Genomic DNA, 16,815 nt, shown 5'->3' on the forward strand with positions numbered 1-16,815 from the left:
CTCAGGCGCCGAGCCCGGAAATCCCGGGTCGCGGCGTAAACGCCTTACCCGGGCTACCGCCCCGCAGACGGCTGGAAACCCGTAGCCCCGGTAAGCGCAGCGCGACCGGGGAGATTGGCCGCTGGAGATTACCGGCTGCTCTGCAGAAACTGCCTGACGCGCTCGGAGTCCGGGTTGCTGAAAAACTTCTCCGGCGGAGCTTTCTCAATCAACAATCCCTTCTCAAGAAACACCACCTCATCCGATACCTGTCGCGCAAAGTCCATCTCGTGGGTCACTACCACCATCGTGTAGCCCTCGGCGGCCAGCGCCTTCATCACCCCCAGCACCTCGTTGACCAGCTCGGGGTCCAGCGCCGATGTCGGCTCATCAAACAGAATTACCTCCGGAGACATCGCCAGCGAACGGGCAATAGCCACCCTCTGCTTCTGTCCGCCGGAGAGCGTGATCGGGTAAACGTCGGCTTTATGCGCCATCCCCACTTTCTCCAGCTGCTGCATGGCGATAGCCTTCGCTTCATCACGCTTCATCCCCTTGACGTGCAGCAGCGCTTCGCTGACGTTCTGCTGCACCGTCAGGTGCGGCCACAGGTTAAAGCTCTGAAACACCATCCCTACCCGCTCGCGGATTTTCGACAGCTGACGATGGGACATCGCCCGGCCATTTTGCTCATCAATCCCCAGCCGCTGGCCGCTGATGCGGATCTCGCCGCGATCCGGCTGTTCCAGCCAGTTCATGCAGCGCAGCAGCGTTGATTTACCTGACCCCGACGAGCCGAGTATGCTCACCACGGTCCCTTTCTCTACCGTCAGATTGATATCACGAAGAACTTCAACATTATCAAACTGTTTTGAGACGTTTTTGACGCTTACAGCAGTCGTATCAGGCATGACTCATTCCTCTTCTCGCTCCCCAGGCGCTCAGACGCTTAATCAACAGCTCCAGCAGGATGCTGATCGCCCAGTAGAGCCCAATGGCGACAATAAAGGCGTTAAACGGGATAAAATAGGTGGCCTGCACGCTGTTAGCCGCGGCGGTTATCTCCTGGACGGTGATAATGCTGAGGAAAGCGGTATCTTTCAGGCAGATAATCAGCTGATTGCCCATCAGCGGTAGTGCCGATGACAAAATATTGGGCAGAATAATGTGGCGGAATATTTTGTAGCGCGAGAACCCCTGCGCTACCGCCGCCTCGATATAGCCTCCGGAAAAGACCCGACGCTGGCTGCGCAAAATCTCAAAGAAATAGGCGCCGTGGTAGATAATCAGGGCGATTAATCCGGCGGTCCAGGGCTCCAGACTAATACCCACTTGCGGCAGTCCGTAATAGAGCAAATAGGCGAGGATCAAAAAGGGAATCGCCCGCATTAAGCTGACAAAGCCAATAATAAGCCGGTTAAGAGTTTTCTTTTGATACTCGGTTAAATAGCACAGGGCCACGCCAATAATTAAGCCGGCTATTGCCGCAGTAATAAAAAGCTCAAGGGTGGCGAGTAAACCGGCAATAAAGCTGTCGCGCACCGACCAGATAACGGCCCACTGATTCATAGCACCTCCTCTCTTTATCGTGCCAGACGCTTCGCTTTACGCTCGGCCATCCCCTGCAGTTTCAGCAGCAGGCCAATAATCACCACGTACAGCAGACCCGCCGCCAGAATCGGCGAAAGCGGCTCATAGGTGACCGAAGAAATTCGGTTGGTCACGCGCGTCAAATCCACCACGCCAATCACCGCAATGGCGGGACTGCCCTTAATCAGGAACGACATCTCATTAACCAGCGCGGGCAGGCTTTCAATCCACATTTGCGGCAGCATGATGTAGCGGAAGTAAGCCCAGCGGCGCATCCCTACCGACTCCGCCGCTTCCCGCTGTTCGCGGGGGAAAGTGCGAAAGGCATTGCGCCAGATTTCGGCGTTGAAGGCCGAGGTGTTGAGCGTCAGCGCTACAATCGCCGCGACGTTTTTATCGAGATTAATCCCGACGGTCGGCAGAGAAAGAAACAGGAACAGCACCAGCGTAACCAGCGGCGTCGCGCGGGCAAGGCTGATATAGACCACCAGCAGCTGATCGATAACCGGGATACGCAGCATGCGCACCAGCGCGATCAGCAGACCAATCACCACCCCAAAGGCAATGGCGATGGCCGAAATCCAGAGGGTCGTCCATGCGCCTTCAATCAGTAACTGCCAGGAAATTGCATCCATGAAGCCCTCCTTCACCTGAACAGGCGGCGGTTTCCCGCCGCAGAACTCATTACAGCCCGGCTAATTTATGGAACTGTTCCGGGCTGGTAATCGCTTCGGTCGGCAGGTCGTCATAGGTTTCGCCAAACCACTTTTTCTGGAGTTCCGCAAGCTTGCCGGTCTCCTTCATGTGGTTCATAAATTTGGTCATATAGGCCAGCAGCTGCGGCGAGTTTTTCGGGATCGGCCACGCCATATAGCCCGGGCCGGATACCGCCAGACCTTTGGCAAACACCTTCGGCTTAGCCTTCGCCAGGTCGTTGACCGAGATAACCACGTTAATCACGTAGTCCAGGCGTTTGTTGGCGAGGTCGGCGTAGGCTTCAGGATAGGAGGGATACTCCACCACCGGCCCCAGTTTACCGCCGGTTTTCTCCAGCATTGCTTTCAGTTCTGGCAGCCTTGCCAGCAGCGCGCTGCCCGCCTGAACGCCCACTTTTTTCCCGCTCAGTTCGGCAATGGTATTCAGGGAATTATCGGCCGCGCGTTTGACAAAATAGTGCTGCGCTGACGCCCACGGCGGCGTGAAATCAAAGACCTTGAGACGGTCATCGGTAATCACCGCGCCGGTTAACGCCATGTCGTATTGCCCGGTGGAGACCGCCGCCAATAATCCGGTCCATGGCAGAATGCTCTGGTCGACGTTGAATTTCGCGTATTTACGTAATTCATCGAGCATATCTTTGTTGAAGCCATCCGCCTGGCCGTTATTCATAAAGTTAAAAGGCGCGTAATCATCTTCGGTCGCGACTTTCAGGGTGCCGGATTTTTCTATTTCCGGAAGATCTGCGGCGGCTGCGTGATAAGAAAAGGCCATCGCCATGATGGCGCCCAGACAAATTGAACCTAATGATTTGTTCATTAATTCACCCCTAATTAATTCGCCAGACGTGTTCATTCCAGAACATGAAAAGGTTTTGCAAAATATGTGCCGACGGAAGTTCCGGTCCGCGACTGATGAATACGTTTTTACTGTAGGGAGCGTTTTAAATTTCCGGATAGAGCCAGATTCATCGTGCGGATGTGTCAGTCATTCTCAGGGTGGTATGGAATTTGCTCCGGTTCCTGTACAGAGCGTTTGAGTAAGGAGCCAGCCATGATCCGACACCGGTTACACGTTGATTTCGACCCGCGCCGCGGTTTGCAGGAGCAGGTGCGCGAAACGCTGATTAACGCCATTCTGGGCGGCATTTTTTCCGCCGACACGCCGCTCCCCTCCTGCCGCCAGCTGGCCAGCCAGCTGCGAGTATCGCGCAACACCACGGCGCTGGTGTTTGAGGGGCTGGTTAACGAGGGATATCTGGTGAGCCGCCCGCGCAGCGGTTATTACCTGCATGCGGATTATCAGCACGCAGCTCCTTCCACGGTAACGGAAGCTGCACCGCAGGACGCGGGTTCTGCACCACGCTGGGGCACGCGGCTGCAAATTACCCCCAGTCAGCAGGAGTCGATTCTCAAACCGGCCGGCTGGATGAACTACCGCTATCCGTTTATCTACGGTCAGCCCGATACCCGCCAGTTCCCGCTGGCGACCTGGCGCTCGGCGGCGAACTGGTTGCACGGCGGCGTAAGGGACCCGGAGTGGGTGGTGGATCATATCGATCGGGACGTGCCGATGCTGATTGAGCAGATCCGCACCCGGGTGCTGCCCAAACGCGGAATTGTCGCCTCGGCGGACGAGATTCTGATTACCCTCGGTTCGCAAAACGCGCTCTACCTGCTGACCCGCCTGCTGATGTCCCCCGGCACGCGCGTTGGCGTGGAGAATCCCTGTTTTCGCGAGGCTATTAACACTTTTCTGCTTGCCGATACCGATATCGTGCCGCATCCGGTGGATGAACAGGGGATCGTCCTTAATGACGCCCCCTGCGATTACTACTATGTGACTCCCGGGCATCAGGTGCCAACCGGGGTGGCGATGAGCAAAGCGCGCCGCAGCCAGCTGCTGGAGCATGCCGCCCGCCATGATGCGGTGATTATTGAGGATGATTACGACTCTGAAAGTAACTTTATGCTCAACCCGCTACCGGCGCTGAAGGCCAGCGATCGCTGCGGACGAGTGATCTACGTGAGCAGCCTGTCAAAGGCGCTCTCGCCGGGCCTGCGGCTGGGCTTTATGGTCGCTGACCCGGATCTGATTGACGAAGCCCGGGCGCTGCGGCGGCTGGTGTATCGTCATCCGCCAACCAACATTCAGTATCAGATGGCCCATTTTCTCGCCCAGGGTCATTATGAAACCCACCTGCGGCGCTACCATTACGACTCTGCCCAGCGCTGGGAGCGCCTCAATAACGCGCTGCGGCAGCACCTGCCAGAATGCCAAATCATCCCCGGCAGCGAACACGCCAATGCCTTCTGGCTGGCCACCCCGGAGCAAATCAACACCCAGCAGCTGACCTGGCGCGCCGCCCACGCCGGGGTGCTGATCGAGCCCGGCGCCCGGCATTTTCTCAGCGACGCGCCGCCGGATAACTTTTTCCGAATGGGCTTTCACGCCATTAACCCTGACGCCATCGAACAAGGCGTGGAGGTGCTGCGCGGCCAGCTGGCACAGATGGGCTAGCGGTATTGTTCAAATGCCACGGCCTGGCGAACCTCGACCAGCGCCGCGCGCAGGGTATCAAGCGGAACAGAACCGAGGGCGATGCGCAGCGCCTGCGGAACAGTTGCGGCAACGCAGAAGGGTTCGGCGGTCGACACGGAAATATGGCGCGCCATCAGCGTTTTCGCCAGCCGATCGGCCCGACTCTCTTCGCCCAGAGGTAGCCAGAGAAAGTACGAATCCGCATGGCTCACGAAGGGCAGCCCGTCGAGCGCCTCACGGGCAAGCCGCTGCCGCTGCCGCGCATCCTGGCGCTTCTCATTTTCAAAGCGTGCAACCGTGCCATCTTCAATCCAGGCGCAGATCAGCGAGCTCATCAATGACGGCGTATTCCACGTCGTCGCTCGTATGGCGCGCTCAATCTCAGTCCGATAGCGAGGTGGGCAGATGACCGTCCCTATGCGCAGACCGGTAGCGACGTTTTTCGAGAAGCCGGTGACATATACCGTTCTTTCCGGCGCATAGCTCACCAGCGGCGGCGGCGGATTGCGCACCAGGCTGGCATAGGCGGCATCTTCAACGATCAGCAGGTCGTGCTGGCGGGCGAGTTCCGCCAGCGTCTGTCGTTGGCGAGGGCTGAGCACCCAGCCCAGCGGATTGTGCAGCGTCGGCATGGTATACACCGCCCGGACGCGCCGCTGCTGGCATAGCCGGTGGAGCGCATGCAGATCCGGTCCGTCCGCGCGGCAGGGGATCGCCGCCAGTTCCAGATGATACAGCGCCGCCAGAACCTTAAAGCCCGAGTAGGTGAGCGCATCGACCGCCACCACGTCCCCCGGCCGCAGAAGCCCCATCACGGTCACCGCCAGCCCGTGCTGGGCGCCGTTGACGATCAGCACATTTTCCGCGTCAGGGGCAAAGCGGCTGCTGGTCAGATAGCGAGCGATAATTTCACGTTCCGGGAGCCGTCCGGCATGCGGCTGGTAGCGCAGATGAGCCTCGATATCCCCTGCCCCCGCCAGCTGCCTGAGCGCCTCGCGCAGCGCATCCCCCTGCGTCGGCAGCGAAGGATAGTTGAAGTTGAGATCCACGACATCGGCTGCCACCGCCTGCTGATCGACACCGTGTCCCGGCGGTAGCGCGATGTCCCGCACGAAGGTGCCGCGACCGGTTTCGCCGCTGACCAGCCCCATCGCTTCCAGTTCATGATAAACGCGCGTGGCCGTGGCCAGCGAGATCCCTTCGTCGGCGGCAAGCGTACGATGCGTCGGCAGGCGGGTTCCGGCCGGCAGCTGTCCGCTCTGAATCGCCTGCGCGTATCTGTCGACAACCGCTTTGTATCGGGCTTTCATCGGTGAATGTATCTATGACAATAATTTGATTGTATTGGATTGACCACATTACCATCGGCGCAGTCATGGCTCAAGCGAGCTCAGCCCCCCACTAAGCGAGGTTAGCGTGGTAGATTCAGCGGTTCATAAAACGGTTCCCGGGCCGTGGTCCGGATGGCTTAATGGTTTACTGGGCGTCATTATTTTTAGCGGTTCGCTGCCCGCAACGCGCCTGGCGGTGCTGGATATGAACCCGTTCCTGCTAACCTTTCTGCGCGCCTCCATCGCCGGGCTCCTCGCTATCGCGCTGGTAGTCGGCTTGCGCCAGAAACGGCCGCGCGCATCGCAGCTTGTCCCCCTGGCCATCGTCTCGTCAGGGGTGGTGATCGGCTTTCCGCTCCTCACGGCGCTGGCTTTGCGCCACGTCACTTCAGCGCATTCGATCGTTTTCATCGGGCTATTGCCGTTGATGACGGCCATTTTTGGCGTACTGCGCGGCGGAGAACGTCCGCGCCGCGCTTTCTGGATCTTTTCCGTTATAGGCAGCCTGCTGGTGGTGGGTTTCGCCCTGACGCAACAAGTTGCGGCGTCGCTGAGCGGCGATCTGCTGATGCTGGCGGCGGTGATCGCCTGCGGCCTCGGCTATGCGGAGGGTGCTAAGCTGACCCGGGAGCTTGGCGGCTGGCAGGTGATTAGCTGGGCGCTGATTATGGCGCTGCCTTTTATGCTGATCGCCTCGTTACTCACCCGGCCAGCGTCATGGAGCGCCATCTCGGTTTCCGCCTGGATTGCGCTCGGCTATGTGTCGCTCTTTAGCATGCTTATCGGTTTTATTTTCTGGTACAAAGGGCTGGCCGCTGGCGGTATCGCCGCCGTCGGCCAGCTTCAGCTATTACAGCCGTTCTTCGGGCTTGGCCTGTCAGCCGCGCTGCTGCACGAAACCGTCAGCCCACTGATGCTGACCGTAACCCTGGGCGTGATTCTGTGCGTTATCGGTTCGCGCAAATTTGGCCGCTAGCCTGTATTGCCCTTGTAGCCCGGAAATCCCGGGTCGCGGCGTAAACGCCTTACCCGGGCTACCGCCCCGCGGTATAGCGGTGAACGGAAACCCTTTACACCTTCCCGGAGGCGGCGCGTTGCGCCTGTCCGGGCTACTACCCGTAGCCCCGGTAAGCGCAGCGCGACCGGGGAGGACAACCGGTTACACTACCCGCGCGTACTGCAGCATCACCTGCAGCAGCACGTTCGCGCCGGCCTCAACGTGCTCCGGCGACGCATATTCAATTTCGTTGTGGCTGATCCCGTCCTTACAGGGGATAAAAATCATCCCGGTCGGCGCCAGATAGCTCATATACACCGCGTCGTGTCCGGCGCCGGAGACAATCTCCCGCGCGGGATACTCCAGCCGCTGCGCGGCGTCGGCGATCGCCGCCTGGCACTCCGGGTGGAACGGTGCCGCCGGATAGTGGCTCACCTCTTTTAACGCCACCTTCAGGCCGCTCTCCCGCTCGACCCCGGCGATAAACGCCCGCAGCTGGCGGTCCATCTCATCCACCAGCGCATCGCTGATATTGCGCATATCAATCGAAAAAGTGACCTCTCCCGGCACTACGTTACGGCTATTCGGATAGACCTGCACTCTTCCAACCGTACCGCGCCCTTCCTCGCTGCGCCCGGCAATCGCCACCACTTCCTGCATAATGCGGGTCGCTACCTGTAACGCATCCTGACGCAGGCGCATCGGCGTCGGCCCGGCGTGGGACTCCTGGCCGGTCACCACGCAGTCATACCAGCGGATCCCCAGCACGCCCTGCACAATGCCGATAATTTTCTCTTCATCTTCAAGAATCGGCCCCTGTTCAATATGCGCTTCAAAGTAGGCGCCAACCGGATGGTCGCCCGGCGTCTGGCTGCCGATATAGCCGATACGCGCCAGCTCCGCGCCCACGGTTTTACCGTCCGCATCCTGCGCGGCGTAGATGGTCTCCAGCGGGAATACCCCGGCAAACACGCCGGAGCCCATCATCACCGGTACAAAGCGCGACCCCTCTTCATTGGTCCAGAACACCACTTCAATCGGCGCTTCGGTTTCAATCTCCCGATCGTTCAGGGTACGTACCACCTCCAGCGCCGCCAGCACGCCGTAGTTACCGTCAAATTTGCCGCCGGTCGGCTGGGTGTCAATATGGCTGCCGGAGACAATCGGCGGCAGCGCCGGATTACGCCCTTCCCGGCGCATAAATACGTTGCCGATTTTATCGACGGTGACGCTCATCCCGGCCGCCTGCGCCCAGCTAATCACCAAATCCCGTCCCTGGCGGTCAAGATCGGTCAGCGTCAGACGGCAGCAGCCTCCCTTCGGCGTGGCGCCAATTTCCGCCAGCGTCATCAGCGAATCCCACAGGCGCGCGCCATTGACGCGGCAGGCGGTGGTTTCGGTTATCGGGGTAAAAAGGACATCACTGCTCATTTCGGTCTCCTAGCATAAACGCGGCGGCCAGCTCGACCAGCAGACGATCGCTGCCGCGCGGGCCCAAAAATGAAATTCCCAGCGGCAGGCCGCCCGTCCGGGCAACCGGCAGCGTCACCTGCGGACGTTGGGTCATGACGGAAATTAACAGCAGATCGTGAGACAGGCGGCGGACCGCCTCTATCTCTTCGGCCTGCGCCGTCAGCAGCGGCGCGCCGTCGGGAACGGTCGGCATCACCAGGACCGCATCGCCCAACTGCGCGTCCCACCAGGCGGTAAAACGCTCGCGCTGCTGGCAGGCAGCGTCAAACTGCGCGCGGGTGACCGCTTTGCCCCAGAAAAAACGCTCGCGGACGTCCGGCCCCAGCTGCAGGCCGTAGCGCTCAATGGTTTCCCCCTGCGCCTGCCAGGCTTCGTAGCCCTGAATCTGGCGGAAGGCGAGATAGATATCATCCACGTCCGGCAGCGGCGCGCCGAGCGGCGTTACCGGGCCGAATAAGCGCGCCAGCTCCTGGCGGACCGGCAGCAGCGCCTGCTGGCTGCGCAGCGGCAGGCGGGAAAACAGCCCTTCATGGCTGGCCAGCCGCACGCCGGTGATATCCGCTCGCCCATCGTCGAACAGACAGGCGGCGACGGTGGAAAAGACCTCCGGCGAGCGGGCAAAGAAGCCACAGGTATCCATGGTGGCGCATAGCGGCTGGCAGCCGTCGAGGGAGAGTCGGCCATGGGTCGGGCGCAGGCCAAACAGTCCGCAGTAGCTTGCCGGCGTGCGTACCGAGCCGCCGGTATCGCTGCCGAGGGCAAAGTCGCACGCCTCGTTCGATACCGCCGACGCCGAGCCGGACGACGATCCGCCGGGGATATGATTCGGCGCGGCGCCGTTGCGCGGAGTGCCGTAATGCACGTTGTGCCCGCTCATCGAATACGCCAGCTCGCTGGTATGGGTTTTACCGATAAAGCGCGCGCCGTTATCTAATAATTTTTGCACCACCGGCGCGGTGCGGGTTTTCACCCCGGACAGCGCCAGCAGATGCGGATTGCCGCCGCCGGTGGGGTAGCCCGCTACGTCAAACAGATCTTTGACCGCAAAAGTTAACCCGCTCAGCGGCCCGCTTAGCGCATGCGCCACCGGATGCGGCGGATAGGGCATAAAAGCGCGAATATCATCCTGCATACTGCTTTCCTCATGGCTTCAGGCGTACAGCGCCTGGTTTTCAACGGACGCACTCAGCTCCCGCCAGCGATGGCAGCTCACCACGTGACGCGGCCCGGCCGGTTCGGTAGCCGGCTGGCTCTGCGCACAGGCGGGGCGCGCGTGCGGACAGCGATCGGCGAACGCGCAGCCGGGCGGCAGGCGCGAGAGATCCGGCGGCGAGCCGGGGATACAGTGCAGCGCGTCGCCCTTTTTCAGCCCCTCTTTCGGCCGGCTGCCCAGCAGCACCTGGGTATAGGGATGGCGCGGACGATACAGAATCTCCTCAATCGACGCCTCTTCCACGATGCGTCCGGCGTACATTACCGCCACCCGGTCGGCGATCTCCACCGCCGCGCCGATATCGTGGGTCACAAAAATGATCGACAGATCGCGCTGCTTTTGCTGCTCGCGCAGCAGGATCAGGATCTGTATTTGCACCGTGGCATCGAGCGCGGTGGTTGGCTCATCCGCCAGCAGCAGCTGCGGGTTGCAGGAGAGCGCGAGGGCGATCATCGCCCGCTGGCGCATTCCGCCGGACATCTCGTGCGGGTAAGCATCCAGCCGCCGCTCGGGGCTCGGAATGCGTACCTGGCGCAGCGCCTCGAGCGCCCTTTCCCGCGCCGCCTGTCGCGACAGGCCTTCATGGCGACGCAGCCCTTCGACAATCTGCTGGCCCACGGTATAGACCGGGTCGAAGGCCAGCAGCGGCTCCTGAAAAATCATCGCGCAGCGCGCGCCGCGGTAGCGCCGCAGCTGCCCGGCGCTCATCTTCAACACCTCCTCTTCCCCGACCCTCAGCGTGCCGGAAAGCACGCTGCTTTTTGGCGGATGCAGGCGCATCAGGGCGCGCAGGGTGACGCTTTTACCGGAGCCAGATTCACCGATCAGCGCCATCACCTCGCCTTTTTGTACATCAAAGGAGACGCCGTTGACCGCGTTGACCGTCTGACCGTCGCGGCGAAACTCAACCCGCAGGTCGCGGATATGGACGTAAGCTTCATGCGACATGGCTCACCTCCTGAATGGCGATTTTTTGCTGCCAGGGCGACGCGGGCTGCGCCATCAGGCAGGCGCTCAGGTGCCCCTCGCCGACGCTTTCGAGCGTCGGTTTCACCTCCGCGCACACCGCTCTGGCATGCGGGCAGCGGGTATGAAAGCGGCAGCCGGAGGGCGGAGAAATCGGGCTGGGCGGATCGCCGCTCAGCGGCGAGGTTAAGGTGCGATTATGCGGGTCCATCGACGGCATCGAACTTAACAGCGCCCGGGTATAGGGGTGGGCCGAGGCGGTAAACAGCTGCTCCGCCGGGCCAATCTCCACCACCTCGCCGAGATACATGACCAGGATGCGGTCCGACAGCCAGCGCACCACGTGCAGATCGTGGCTGATAAACACATAGGTCAGCGCCAGCGTCCGCTTCAGCTCCTGCAACAGCTGCAGAACCTGAGCTTCTACCGATTTATCCAGCGCTGAGACCGCCTCGTCGAGGATCACCAGCCTGGGCTTCATCGCCAGCGCGCGGGCGATATTCACGCGCTGGCGCTGGCCGCCGGAGAGCGCGTGCGGATAGCGGTGCGCAAAACGTCCCGGCTCAAGGCCAACGTGCGCCAGCAGATAGCGGGCGTACTCGCTGGCCTCTTTGGCGCTGACGCCGTGTACCCGCTGACCGAAGGCAATGCTCTCTTCCATGGTCATGCGCGGGTTGAGTGAGGCGTAGCTATCCTGGAAAACCATCTGTACCTGGCGGCGATACGCTTTCATCGGCAGGCGCGATGAGCCTACTTCCAGGCCATCAAAGATCAGCTCCCCGCTGTCCTGCTTAAGCAGCTGCATCAGCAGCCGGGCGGTGGTCGATTTACCGCAGCCCGACTCCCCCACGACGCCGAGGGTTTCGCCTTTGATCACCGAAAAACTGACGTCATCCACCGCCTGTACCACTTCGCGCGCTTTGCCGCCGCCGGCGGGAAAATGCTTCAGCAGATTGTTAACCTTGAGCAGCGGCTGCGCCGGCCCGCCGAGGTCGATATTCGTAAAGGGTTGCATCGCTTACTCCTTAATCGCCATTGCCGCACGCAGGCGGTCCGCGAGGATATTGAACGAAATGGAGGTGATAAAAATCATCAGACCGGGCAGCGCCGCCACCCACGGCTGGGTATAAATCGCCGTGCGCAGGGTGTTCAGCATCAACCCCCACTCCGGCTCCGGTGGACGAACCCCGAGGCCGAGAAATGAGAGCCCGGAGGCGAGGATCATGCACACCGAAATCAGGCCGGTGGAGAAGACAAAAATCGGCCCCAGCACGTTGCCCAGCACCTGGACGCGAATAATGGTGAACGCGCTGGCCCCGGTGGCTCGGGCGGCGTCGATGTAGTCCATATGCCGCACCTGCGCGGTGACGCTTTCGGCAATACGCGCCACCTGCGGCACGAACACCAGGGTCAGCGATAGCAGCGCGTTACCGATGCCCGCGCCCAGCGCGCCGGAAAGCGCGATCGCCAGCAGCACCGAGGGAAAAGCATAAAATACGTCCACGGTGCGCATGATCAGGGTGTTGGTTTTGCCGCCCGCATAGCCGGCGATAATGCCGATGGCCCCGCCGATAAAAAAGGCCAACACCACCGGGACAATCCCCATAAACAGCGATAGCCTTGTGCCGAGAATCAGCCTTGATAGCATATCGCGCCCGAGCTCATCGGAGCCCAGCGGAAAGCCGTCGGTGCCGATCGGCTTGAGGCGTAAAAACATCGACGTTTGATACGGATCTTTAACGATCAGCCAGGGGCCGAACAGCGCCAGCGCCAGCAGAACGAGAATGATCGCGCCGACGAATACCCCGCCCGGGTCGCGCAGCAGGCGGCCAAACACGCCGCGCCAGTAGCCTTGCCTGGCAACCGTCCTGGCAGGGACGGCAATGCCTTTGGTCGTCACGGTATCCACCATCGTCAGCTCCTCTTAATTCGCGGGTCGAGACTGGTTTGCAGCATATCCACCAGCAGATTGAGCAGGACAAAGAACAGCGCCAGTACCCAGATGGTGCCCTGCAATAGCGGCAGGTCGCGCTGGAAAATGGCGGTGTTCAGCAGCAGGCCGGTGCCGGGCCAGGAGAAAACCGTCTCCACCAGAATCGAGCCGCCCATCAGATAGCCGACCTGCAGCCCCATCACCGCCAGCGCGGTCGGAGCGGCATTCTTCACCACATGCAGAAAGATCCGCGATTCGTTGAGCCCCCGGGCGCGCAGGCCGACGATAAACTCCTGGCTGAGAATGTCCGCCACCTGTGAACGAACGGTGCGGGCGATGATGCCGGTCGGGATCACCGACAGCGTGAAGGCCGGCAGCAGCATGAACTGCAGGTGTTCCCAGTCCCACTGCCAGCCCACCTCGCCGATTGGCCCGCCGCCGGTTGCCGGTAGCAGCGCGAATTTGACGCTAAAAACGATAACCAGCAGCATCCCCAGCCAGTAGTGCGGCACGCTGACGCCGAATACCGACAGCACCGAGGCCAGGCGGTCAATAATGCTGTTACGAAAATAGCCGGCGACAAAACCAAACAGGCTACCCAGCACAAATCCGATCGCCGTCGCCAGCAGCGCCAGACGCAGAGAGTAGGTCACCGCCGTCATGACCTCGTCGATGACCGGACGGCCGGTGGCGACCGACATGCCCAAATCGCCGTGCAGCGCCCGCCATAGCCAGTGCACAAACTGCAGCGGCAGCGGTTTATCAAAGCCGTAGGCCTGCATTAAGGTCTGACGCAGCGATTCCGAGGCGTCCGGCGGCATCACCGACACCAGCGGGTCGCCCGGTGCTATCTGCACCAGCATAAAACAGATCACCGCGACCCCGAGCATGGTGGGGACGGCCAGCAGGATGCGATATAGCAGGGTATTGATCATCTCTTGCTCCCGAATCAATTACTCTTTTTTGCTCACCAGGCTAAGGTCGATAAACCAGCTTTGCGGCTGCACCACTCCGGTGACGGCAGGCGAAATCGCCCTTGGCCCGACATCGTGAGCGACGAACAGGAACGGCACCTGATCGACCAGCGCGGCGTGCAGTTCGCCCGCGGCTTTATCCATTTCAGCCGGGGTAAACGCGTGCTTTACCGCCGCCGCCAGCTTTTCGGTTTCCGGCGTCGAGAAATAGCCCCAGTTGGTCGCTACCGGCGGGAAGGCTTTCGCGGTGGAGAAGCGGATCATGCCGAAATAGGGATCGTTAACTGCGGCGCTAACGTTGATCGCGTCGATCCCTTTCGCCGATGGATCTTTCGCCCCGAGACGCCAGTTGGTAAACAGGGTGTTCCATTCATTAACTTTAATGTCGACGTTAAAGAAGCAGCTTTTCAGGCTCTGCTGGATGTACTCGTTCATCGGCAGCGGCTGCATCTGCCCGGAGCCGGAGGCCGAGGTGGCAACCGTGACGTGCAGCGGTTTACCGGCGCTATAGCCGGCTTCGGTCATCAGCTTGCGGGCGGTTTCAGGGTCATATTTGATCTGGAAAGTGGGCTTGCCGTGCCACGGGCTGTCGGCCTCGTAGACGCCGGTCGCTTCGGTCATATAGCCGCCGAGATAGCTTTTAAGCTCGGCGCGGTTCAGGCACAGGTTGGCGGCTTTACGCACGCGAATATCTTTCCACGGCGATCCCTCTTCAAAGGAGAACTGCCACGGCCACAGGTGCGGCTGGGTGTTGGCATAGATTTTAAAACCCTGCGCTTTTATCTGATCGACCGCGTCCGGAGCCGGAGCTTCAATCCAGTCCACCTGCTTCGAGAGCAGCGCCGCGGTGCGGGCGTTAGCTTCCGGCAGCGGGATCAGCACCACTTTATCCACCCGTGGAATTCGTTCTTTGTTCCAGTAGTCGGGGTTCTTATCGAGGATCAGCTGCTGGCGGGGAACCAGTTTTTCCATTTTGAACGGGCCGCTGCCCACCGCATGGGCGGCGAACTCGGTCCATGCCTGTTTGCTGCGCGCCGCGGTATCGCCAGCGCTTGCCGGCACCGCGTCATACAGCTTTTGCCACGCGGTGGGCGAAACGATAAACAGATTGGTGATGTTGTAGGGCAGCAGCGCGTCAGGTTCGGCGGTGGTCAGCGCCACGGTATGGTCATCAATTTTCTCCGCGCCGGTCAGGGTCGGCATGCGTGAGAGAGTGTTGCCAATCTGGCCTGGCGCATACTGCGGCGCGGCTTTATTCAGTACCTTCTCCACGTTCCAGACGATGGCGTCGGCATTGACCTCCGAGCCATCGTGAAATTTAACCCCCGGGCGCAGGGTGAAAATCCAGCGGCTTTGATTTTGCGGGTCAACGTGCCACTCCGTTGCCAGTCCCGGCACCAGACCGCTGGGCTTTTCGCCTTGCGACAGATCCCATTCAACAAGGGCGTCGTAAAGCGGAATGCCGGTGAAACGGTTCCCTTCAAAACCCTGATCGGGCTGCCCGAGGGTCAAAGGAATATCGGCGGCAGTCATGGCGATCCGCAGAGTTGAGGCATGGGCCGACACGCTGGCAAACAACGCCAATGCCCCGCTAACAGCAACGGCGAGATGGCATCCAGGCGAAAATATTTTTTTCTTCAGCATCACATTGTCCCTGTTAAATAAAAGTCGCTAACTAACAGGCAAGATGCATACCAGTTCTGCAAGGGCGGGAAATAAGGGCGAAACGGCGTATAAAATAAGGATGACTTATATTATCTCGATGATTTTCATTGAAAAATAGAATCAGCTTATCTTTTTGCACCACTGACGGGAAATGTGTTGCAGGATTGCACCAGCCTTACTTTCTTTTGAAAGGGATAATCACGTGGCGTTATTTTCTATAAATTAAATTCATAATATTCGGCAAATCATCAGTTTGAGGCATTGTCTTCTATACTTTCTGATAAAGAGAAAGAGGGAGTCGCCATGCCGTTACCTGATTTTCACCGCTCCGAGCCGTTTACCCTTGGCATCGAGCTGGAGCTCCAGGTCGTCAACCCACCGGGCTTCGATCTGAGCCAGGACTCTTCCGCGCTTATTGATGAGGTCCAGGGCACGCTGAAAGCGGGCGAGGCCAAACATGACATCACCGAAAGCATGCTGGAAATCGCCACCGGCGTCTGTCGCGATATCCATCAGGCCACGGCGCAACTGAGCGCGATCCAACAGGCGGTGCTGCGTGCCGCCGCCCGCCATCATGTACAAATCTGCGGCGGCGGAACGCATCCGTTTCAAAGCTGGCAGCGCCAGCAGATCAGCGATAACCCGCGCTACCTGAAAACCGTTGAGCACTTTGGTTACCTGGCGAAGCAGGCGACTATTTTCGGCCAGCACGTGCACGTGGGCTGTCAAAATGGCGATGATGCGATTTATCTTCTGCACGGCCTGTCGCGCTTCGTGCCGCATTTTATCGCGCTGAATGCGGCCTCTCCCTGGCTCGACGGGACCGATAGCGGCTTTGCCTGCTCGCGGCTTAATCTTTTTGCCGCTTATCCCGATAACGGCCCGATGCCGTGGGTCAATAACTGGCAGGCGTTTATCGGCCTGTTTCGTCGTCTTAGCTATACCAGCATGATTGACAGCATGAAGGATCTGCACTGGGATATTCGCCCCAGCCCGCGCTTTGGCACCGTTGAGGTACGAGTGATGGATACCCCGCTGACGATTACCCAGGCGGTAAATATCGCCGGGTTTATCCAGATCATTGCCTGCTGGCTGCTGACGGAACGGCCGTTTAAACATCAGCCCGAAGATTACCTGTTGTACCCCTTCAACCGCTATCAGGCCTGTCGCTATGGCCTGGACGGGATCAACACCGATGTAAACGGCGGCGAACAGCGAACCTTTCGCGAAGAAATTCTACGGCTGGCGGATAAACTGGCGCCCAGCGCCCATAAGCTGAATGCCGGCAGCGCGCTGGAGGCGATTGTGCGCCAGGCGAAGCAGGCTCGCAGCGAGCCGCAGCAGATGCGCGAGTTCGTCGCCAACGGCGGTTCCTTAATCGGACTGGTGCAAAAGCACTGCGAGATCTGGACGGCGTAGCGGCGGTAACAGGGTAT

The 16,815-nt window shown here is 60.1% G+C and carries 15 protein-coding genes; 3 read left to right on the forward strand and 12 right to left on the reverse strand.

Going from position 1 to position 16,815, the window contains the following annotated elements; genetic code table 11:
• Positions 1–128: 128 nt before the first annotated feature.
• Genes ABLV11_RS13800 through ABLV11_RS13815 form a run of 4 tightly spaced genes read right to left on the reverse strand, consistent with a single transcriptional unit; the run spans position 129 to position 3,105 of the window.
• Positions 129–890 carry an amino acid ABC transporter ATP-binding protein gene (locus tag ABLV11_RS13800; RefSeq protein WP_004111204.1) on the reverse strand — a complete coding sequence of 254 codons (762 nt, stop codon included), beginning with the start codon at positions 888–890 and terminating at the stop codon, positions 129–131.
• The gene (locus ABLV11_RS13805; protein ID WP_023329418.1) at positions 883–1,548 is read right to left on the reverse strand and encodes an amino acid ABC transporter permease; all 666 of its coding nucleotides are present in this window, start codon (positions 1,546–1,548) and stop codon (positions 883–885) included. The genes ABLV11_RS13800 and ABLV11_RS13805 overlap by 8 nt, the downstream gene beginning before the upstream one ends.
• Positions 1,549–1,562: 14 nt before the next feature.
• Positions 1,563–2,204 (reverse strand): amino acid ABC transporter permease, encoded by a 642-nt coding sequence (locus ABLV11_RS13810; RefSeq protein WP_004100025.1) that lies wholly within the window; start codon positions 2,202–2,204, stop codon positions 1,563–1,565.
• Positions 2,205–2,253: 49 nt separating this feature from the next.
• Positions 2,254–3,105, reverse strand: coding sequence for a transporter substrate-binding domain-containing protein (locus ABLV11_RS13815; RefSeq protein ID WP_126488748.1), 852 nt, complete (start codon positions 3,103–3,105; stop codon positions 2,254–2,256).
• A gap of 234 nt (positions 3,106–3,339) precedes the next feature.
• On the opposite strand from ABLV11_RS13815, the gene ABLV11_RS13820 reads away from it, so the two are divergent.
• A complete protein-coding gene (locus ABLV11_RS13820) occupies positions 3,340–4,806 on the forward strand; it encodes a PLP-dependent aminotransferase family protein (RefSeq protein ID WP_016809446.1) in 1,467 nt (488 codons plus the stop codon).
• On the opposite strand, the gene ABLV11_RS13825 is transcribed toward ABLV11_RS13820, so the two are convergent.
• Complete coding sequence (locus tag ABLV11_RS13825) at positions 4,803–6,137, reverse strand: PLP-dependent aminotransferase family protein (RefSeq protein WP_049128621.1); 1,335 nt, start codon at positions 6,135–6,137, stop codon at positions 4,803–4,805. The two genes, ABLV11_RS13820 and ABLV11_RS13825, sit on opposite strands and share 4 nt — an antisense overlap.
• 106 nt (positions 6,138–6,243) lie before the next feature.
• Here ABLV11_RS13825 and ABLV11_RS13830 point away from each other — a divergent pair, with 106 nt between their 5' ends.
• Positions 6,244–7,134 carry a DMT family transporter gene (locus ABLV11_RS13830; RefSeq protein WP_126488746.1) on the forward strand — a complete coding sequence of 297 codons (891 nt, stop codon included), beginning with the start codon at positions 6,244–6,246 and terminating at the stop codon, positions 7,132–7,134.
• Positions 7,135–7,317: 183 nt separating this feature from the next.
• On the opposite strand, the gene ABLV11_RS13835 is transcribed toward ABLV11_RS13830, so the two are convergent.
• The 7 genes from ABLV11_RS13835 to ABLV11_RS13865 are packed head-to-tail and all read right to left on the reverse strand — an operon-like array spanning position 7,318 to position 15,358.
• Positions 7,318–8,586 carry a Zn-dependent hydrolase gene (locus ABLV11_RS13835; RefSeq protein WP_070557265.1) on the reverse strand — a complete coding sequence of 423 codons (1,269 nt, stop codon included), beginning with the start codon at positions 8,584–8,586 and terminating at the stop codon, positions 7,318–7,320.
• Positions 8,576–9,760 carry an amidase gene (locus ABLV11_RS13840; protein WP_126488744.1) on the reverse strand — a complete coding sequence of 395 codons (1,185 nt, stop codon included), beginning with the start codon at positions 9,758–9,760 and terminating at the stop codon, positions 8,576–8,578. The genes ABLV11_RS13835 and ABLV11_RS13840 overlap by 11 nt, the downstream gene beginning before the upstream one ends.
• A gap of 18 nt (positions 9,761–9,778) precedes the next feature.
• On the reverse strand, positions 9,779–10,789 hold the full coding sequence (locus tag ABLV11_RS13845; RefSeq protein WP_016809134.1) for an ABC transporter ATP-binding protein: 1,011 nt from the start codon (positions 10,787–10,789) through the stop codon (positions 9,779–9,781).
• Positions 10,779–11,822 carry an ABC transporter ATP-binding protein gene (locus ABLV11_RS13850; protein ID WP_004111184.1) on the reverse strand — a complete coding sequence of 348 codons (1,044 nt, stop codon included), beginning with the start codon at positions 11,820–11,822 and terminating at the stop codon, positions 10,779–10,781. Before ABLV11_RS13850 ends, ABLV11_RS13845 begins: the two co-directional genes overlap by 11 nt.
• A 3-nt stretch (positions 11,823–11,825) precedes the next feature.
• Positions 11,826–12,719 carry an ABC transporter permease gene (locus tag ABLV11_RS13855; RefSeq protein WP_016809132.1) on the reverse strand — a complete coding sequence of 298 codons (894 nt, stop codon included), beginning with the start codon at positions 12,717–12,719 and terminating at the stop codon, positions 11,826–11,828.
• Positions 12,720–12,721: 2 nt separating this feature from the next.
• The gene (locus tag ABLV11_RS13860; protein ID WP_004111182.1) at positions 12,722–13,675 is read right to left on the reverse strand and encodes an ABC transporter permease; all 954 of its coding nucleotides are present in this window, start codon (positions 13,673–13,675) and stop codon (positions 12,722–12,724) included.
• A gap of 18 nt (positions 13,676–13,693) precedes the next feature.
• A complete protein-coding gene (locus ABLV11_RS13865; protein ID WP_004111180.1) occupies positions 13,694–15,358 on the reverse strand; it encodes an ABC transporter substrate-binding protein in 1,665 nt (554 codons plus the stop codon).
• 324 nt (positions 15,359–15,682) lie between these two features.
• Here ABLV11_RS13865 and ABLV11_RS13870 point away from each other — a divergent pair, with 324 nt between their 5' ends.
• Positions 15,683–16,798 carry a YbdK family carboxylate-amine ligase gene (locus tag ABLV11_RS13870; RefSeq protein WP_064370865.1) on the forward strand — a complete coding sequence of 372 codons (1,116 nt, stop codon included), beginning with the start codon at positions 15,683–15,685 and terminating at the stop codon, positions 16,796–16,798.
• The last annotated feature ends 17 nt before the right edge of the window (positions 16,799–16,815 follow it).

The organism is Klebsiella sp. GW_Kp181, assembly GCF_040062315.1.
GTDB lineage: Bacteria > Pseudomonadota > Gammaproteobacteria > Enterobacterales > Enterobacteriaceae > Klebsiella > Klebsiella oxytoca.

What these genes read in the sequence shown, in the direction of transcription:
- ABLV11_RS13800 (WP_004111204.1), bottom strand. Translation starts at nt 890, where the DNA reads ATGCCTGATACGACTGCTGTAAGCGTCAAAAACGTCTCAAAACAGTTT.
- ABLV11_RS13805 (WP_023329418.1), bottom strand. Translation starts at nt 1,548, where the DNA reads ATGAATCAGTGGGCCGTTATCTGGTCGGTGCGCGACAGCTTTATTGCC.
- ABLV11_RS13810 (WP_004100025.1), bottom strand. Translation starts at nt 2,204, where the DNA reads ATGGATGCAATTTCCTGGCAGTTACTGATTGAAGGCGCATGGACGACC.
- ABLV11_RS13815 (WP_126488748.1), bottom strand. Translation starts at nt 3,105, where the DNA reads ATGAACAAATCATTAGGTTCAATTTGTCTGGGCGCCATCATGGCGATG.
- ABLV11_RS13820 (WP_016809446.1), top strand. Translation starts at nt 3,340, where the DNA reads ATGATCCGACACCGGTTACACGTTGATTTCGACCCGCGCCGCGGTTTG.
- ABLV11_RS13825 (WP_049128621.1), bottom strand. Translation starts at nt 6,137, where the DNA reads ATGAAAGCCCGATACAAAGCGGTTGTCGACAGATACGCGCAGGCGATT.
- ABLV11_RS13835 (WP_070557265.1), bottom strand. Translation starts at nt 8,586, where the DNA reads ATGAGCAGTGATGTCCTTTTTACCCCGATAACCGAAACCACCGCCTGC.
- ABLV11_RS13840 (WP_126488744.1), bottom strand. Translation starts at nt 9,760, where the DNA reads ATGCAGGATGATATTCGCGCTTTTATGCCCTATCCGCCGCATCCGGTG.
- ABLV11_RS13845 (WP_016809134.1), bottom strand. Translation starts at nt 10,789, where the DNA reads ATGTCGCATGAAGCTTACGTCCATATCCGCGACCTGCGGGTTGAGTTT.
- ABLV11_RS13850 (WP_004111184.1), bottom strand. Translation starts at nt 11,822, where the DNA reads ATGCAACCCTTTACGAATATCGACCTCGGCGGGCCGGCGCAGCCGCTG.
- ABLV11_RS13855 (WP_016809132.1), bottom strand. Translation starts at nt 12,719, where the DNA reads ATGGTGGATACCGTGACGACCAAAGGCATTGCCGTCCCTGCCAGGACG.
- ABLV11_RS13860 (WP_004111182.1), bottom strand. Translation starts at nt 13,675, where the DNA reads ATGATCAATACCCTGCTATATCGCATCCTGCTGGCCGTCCCCACCATG.
- ABLV11_RS13865 (WP_004111180.1), bottom strand. Translation starts at nt 15,358, where the DNA reads ATGCTGAAGAAAAAAATATTTTCGCCTGGATGCCATCTCGCCGTTGCT.
- ABLV11_RS13870 (WP_064370865.1), top strand. Translation starts at nt 15,683, where the DNA reads ATGCCGTTACCTGATTTTCACCGCTCCGAGCCGTTTACCCTTGGCATC.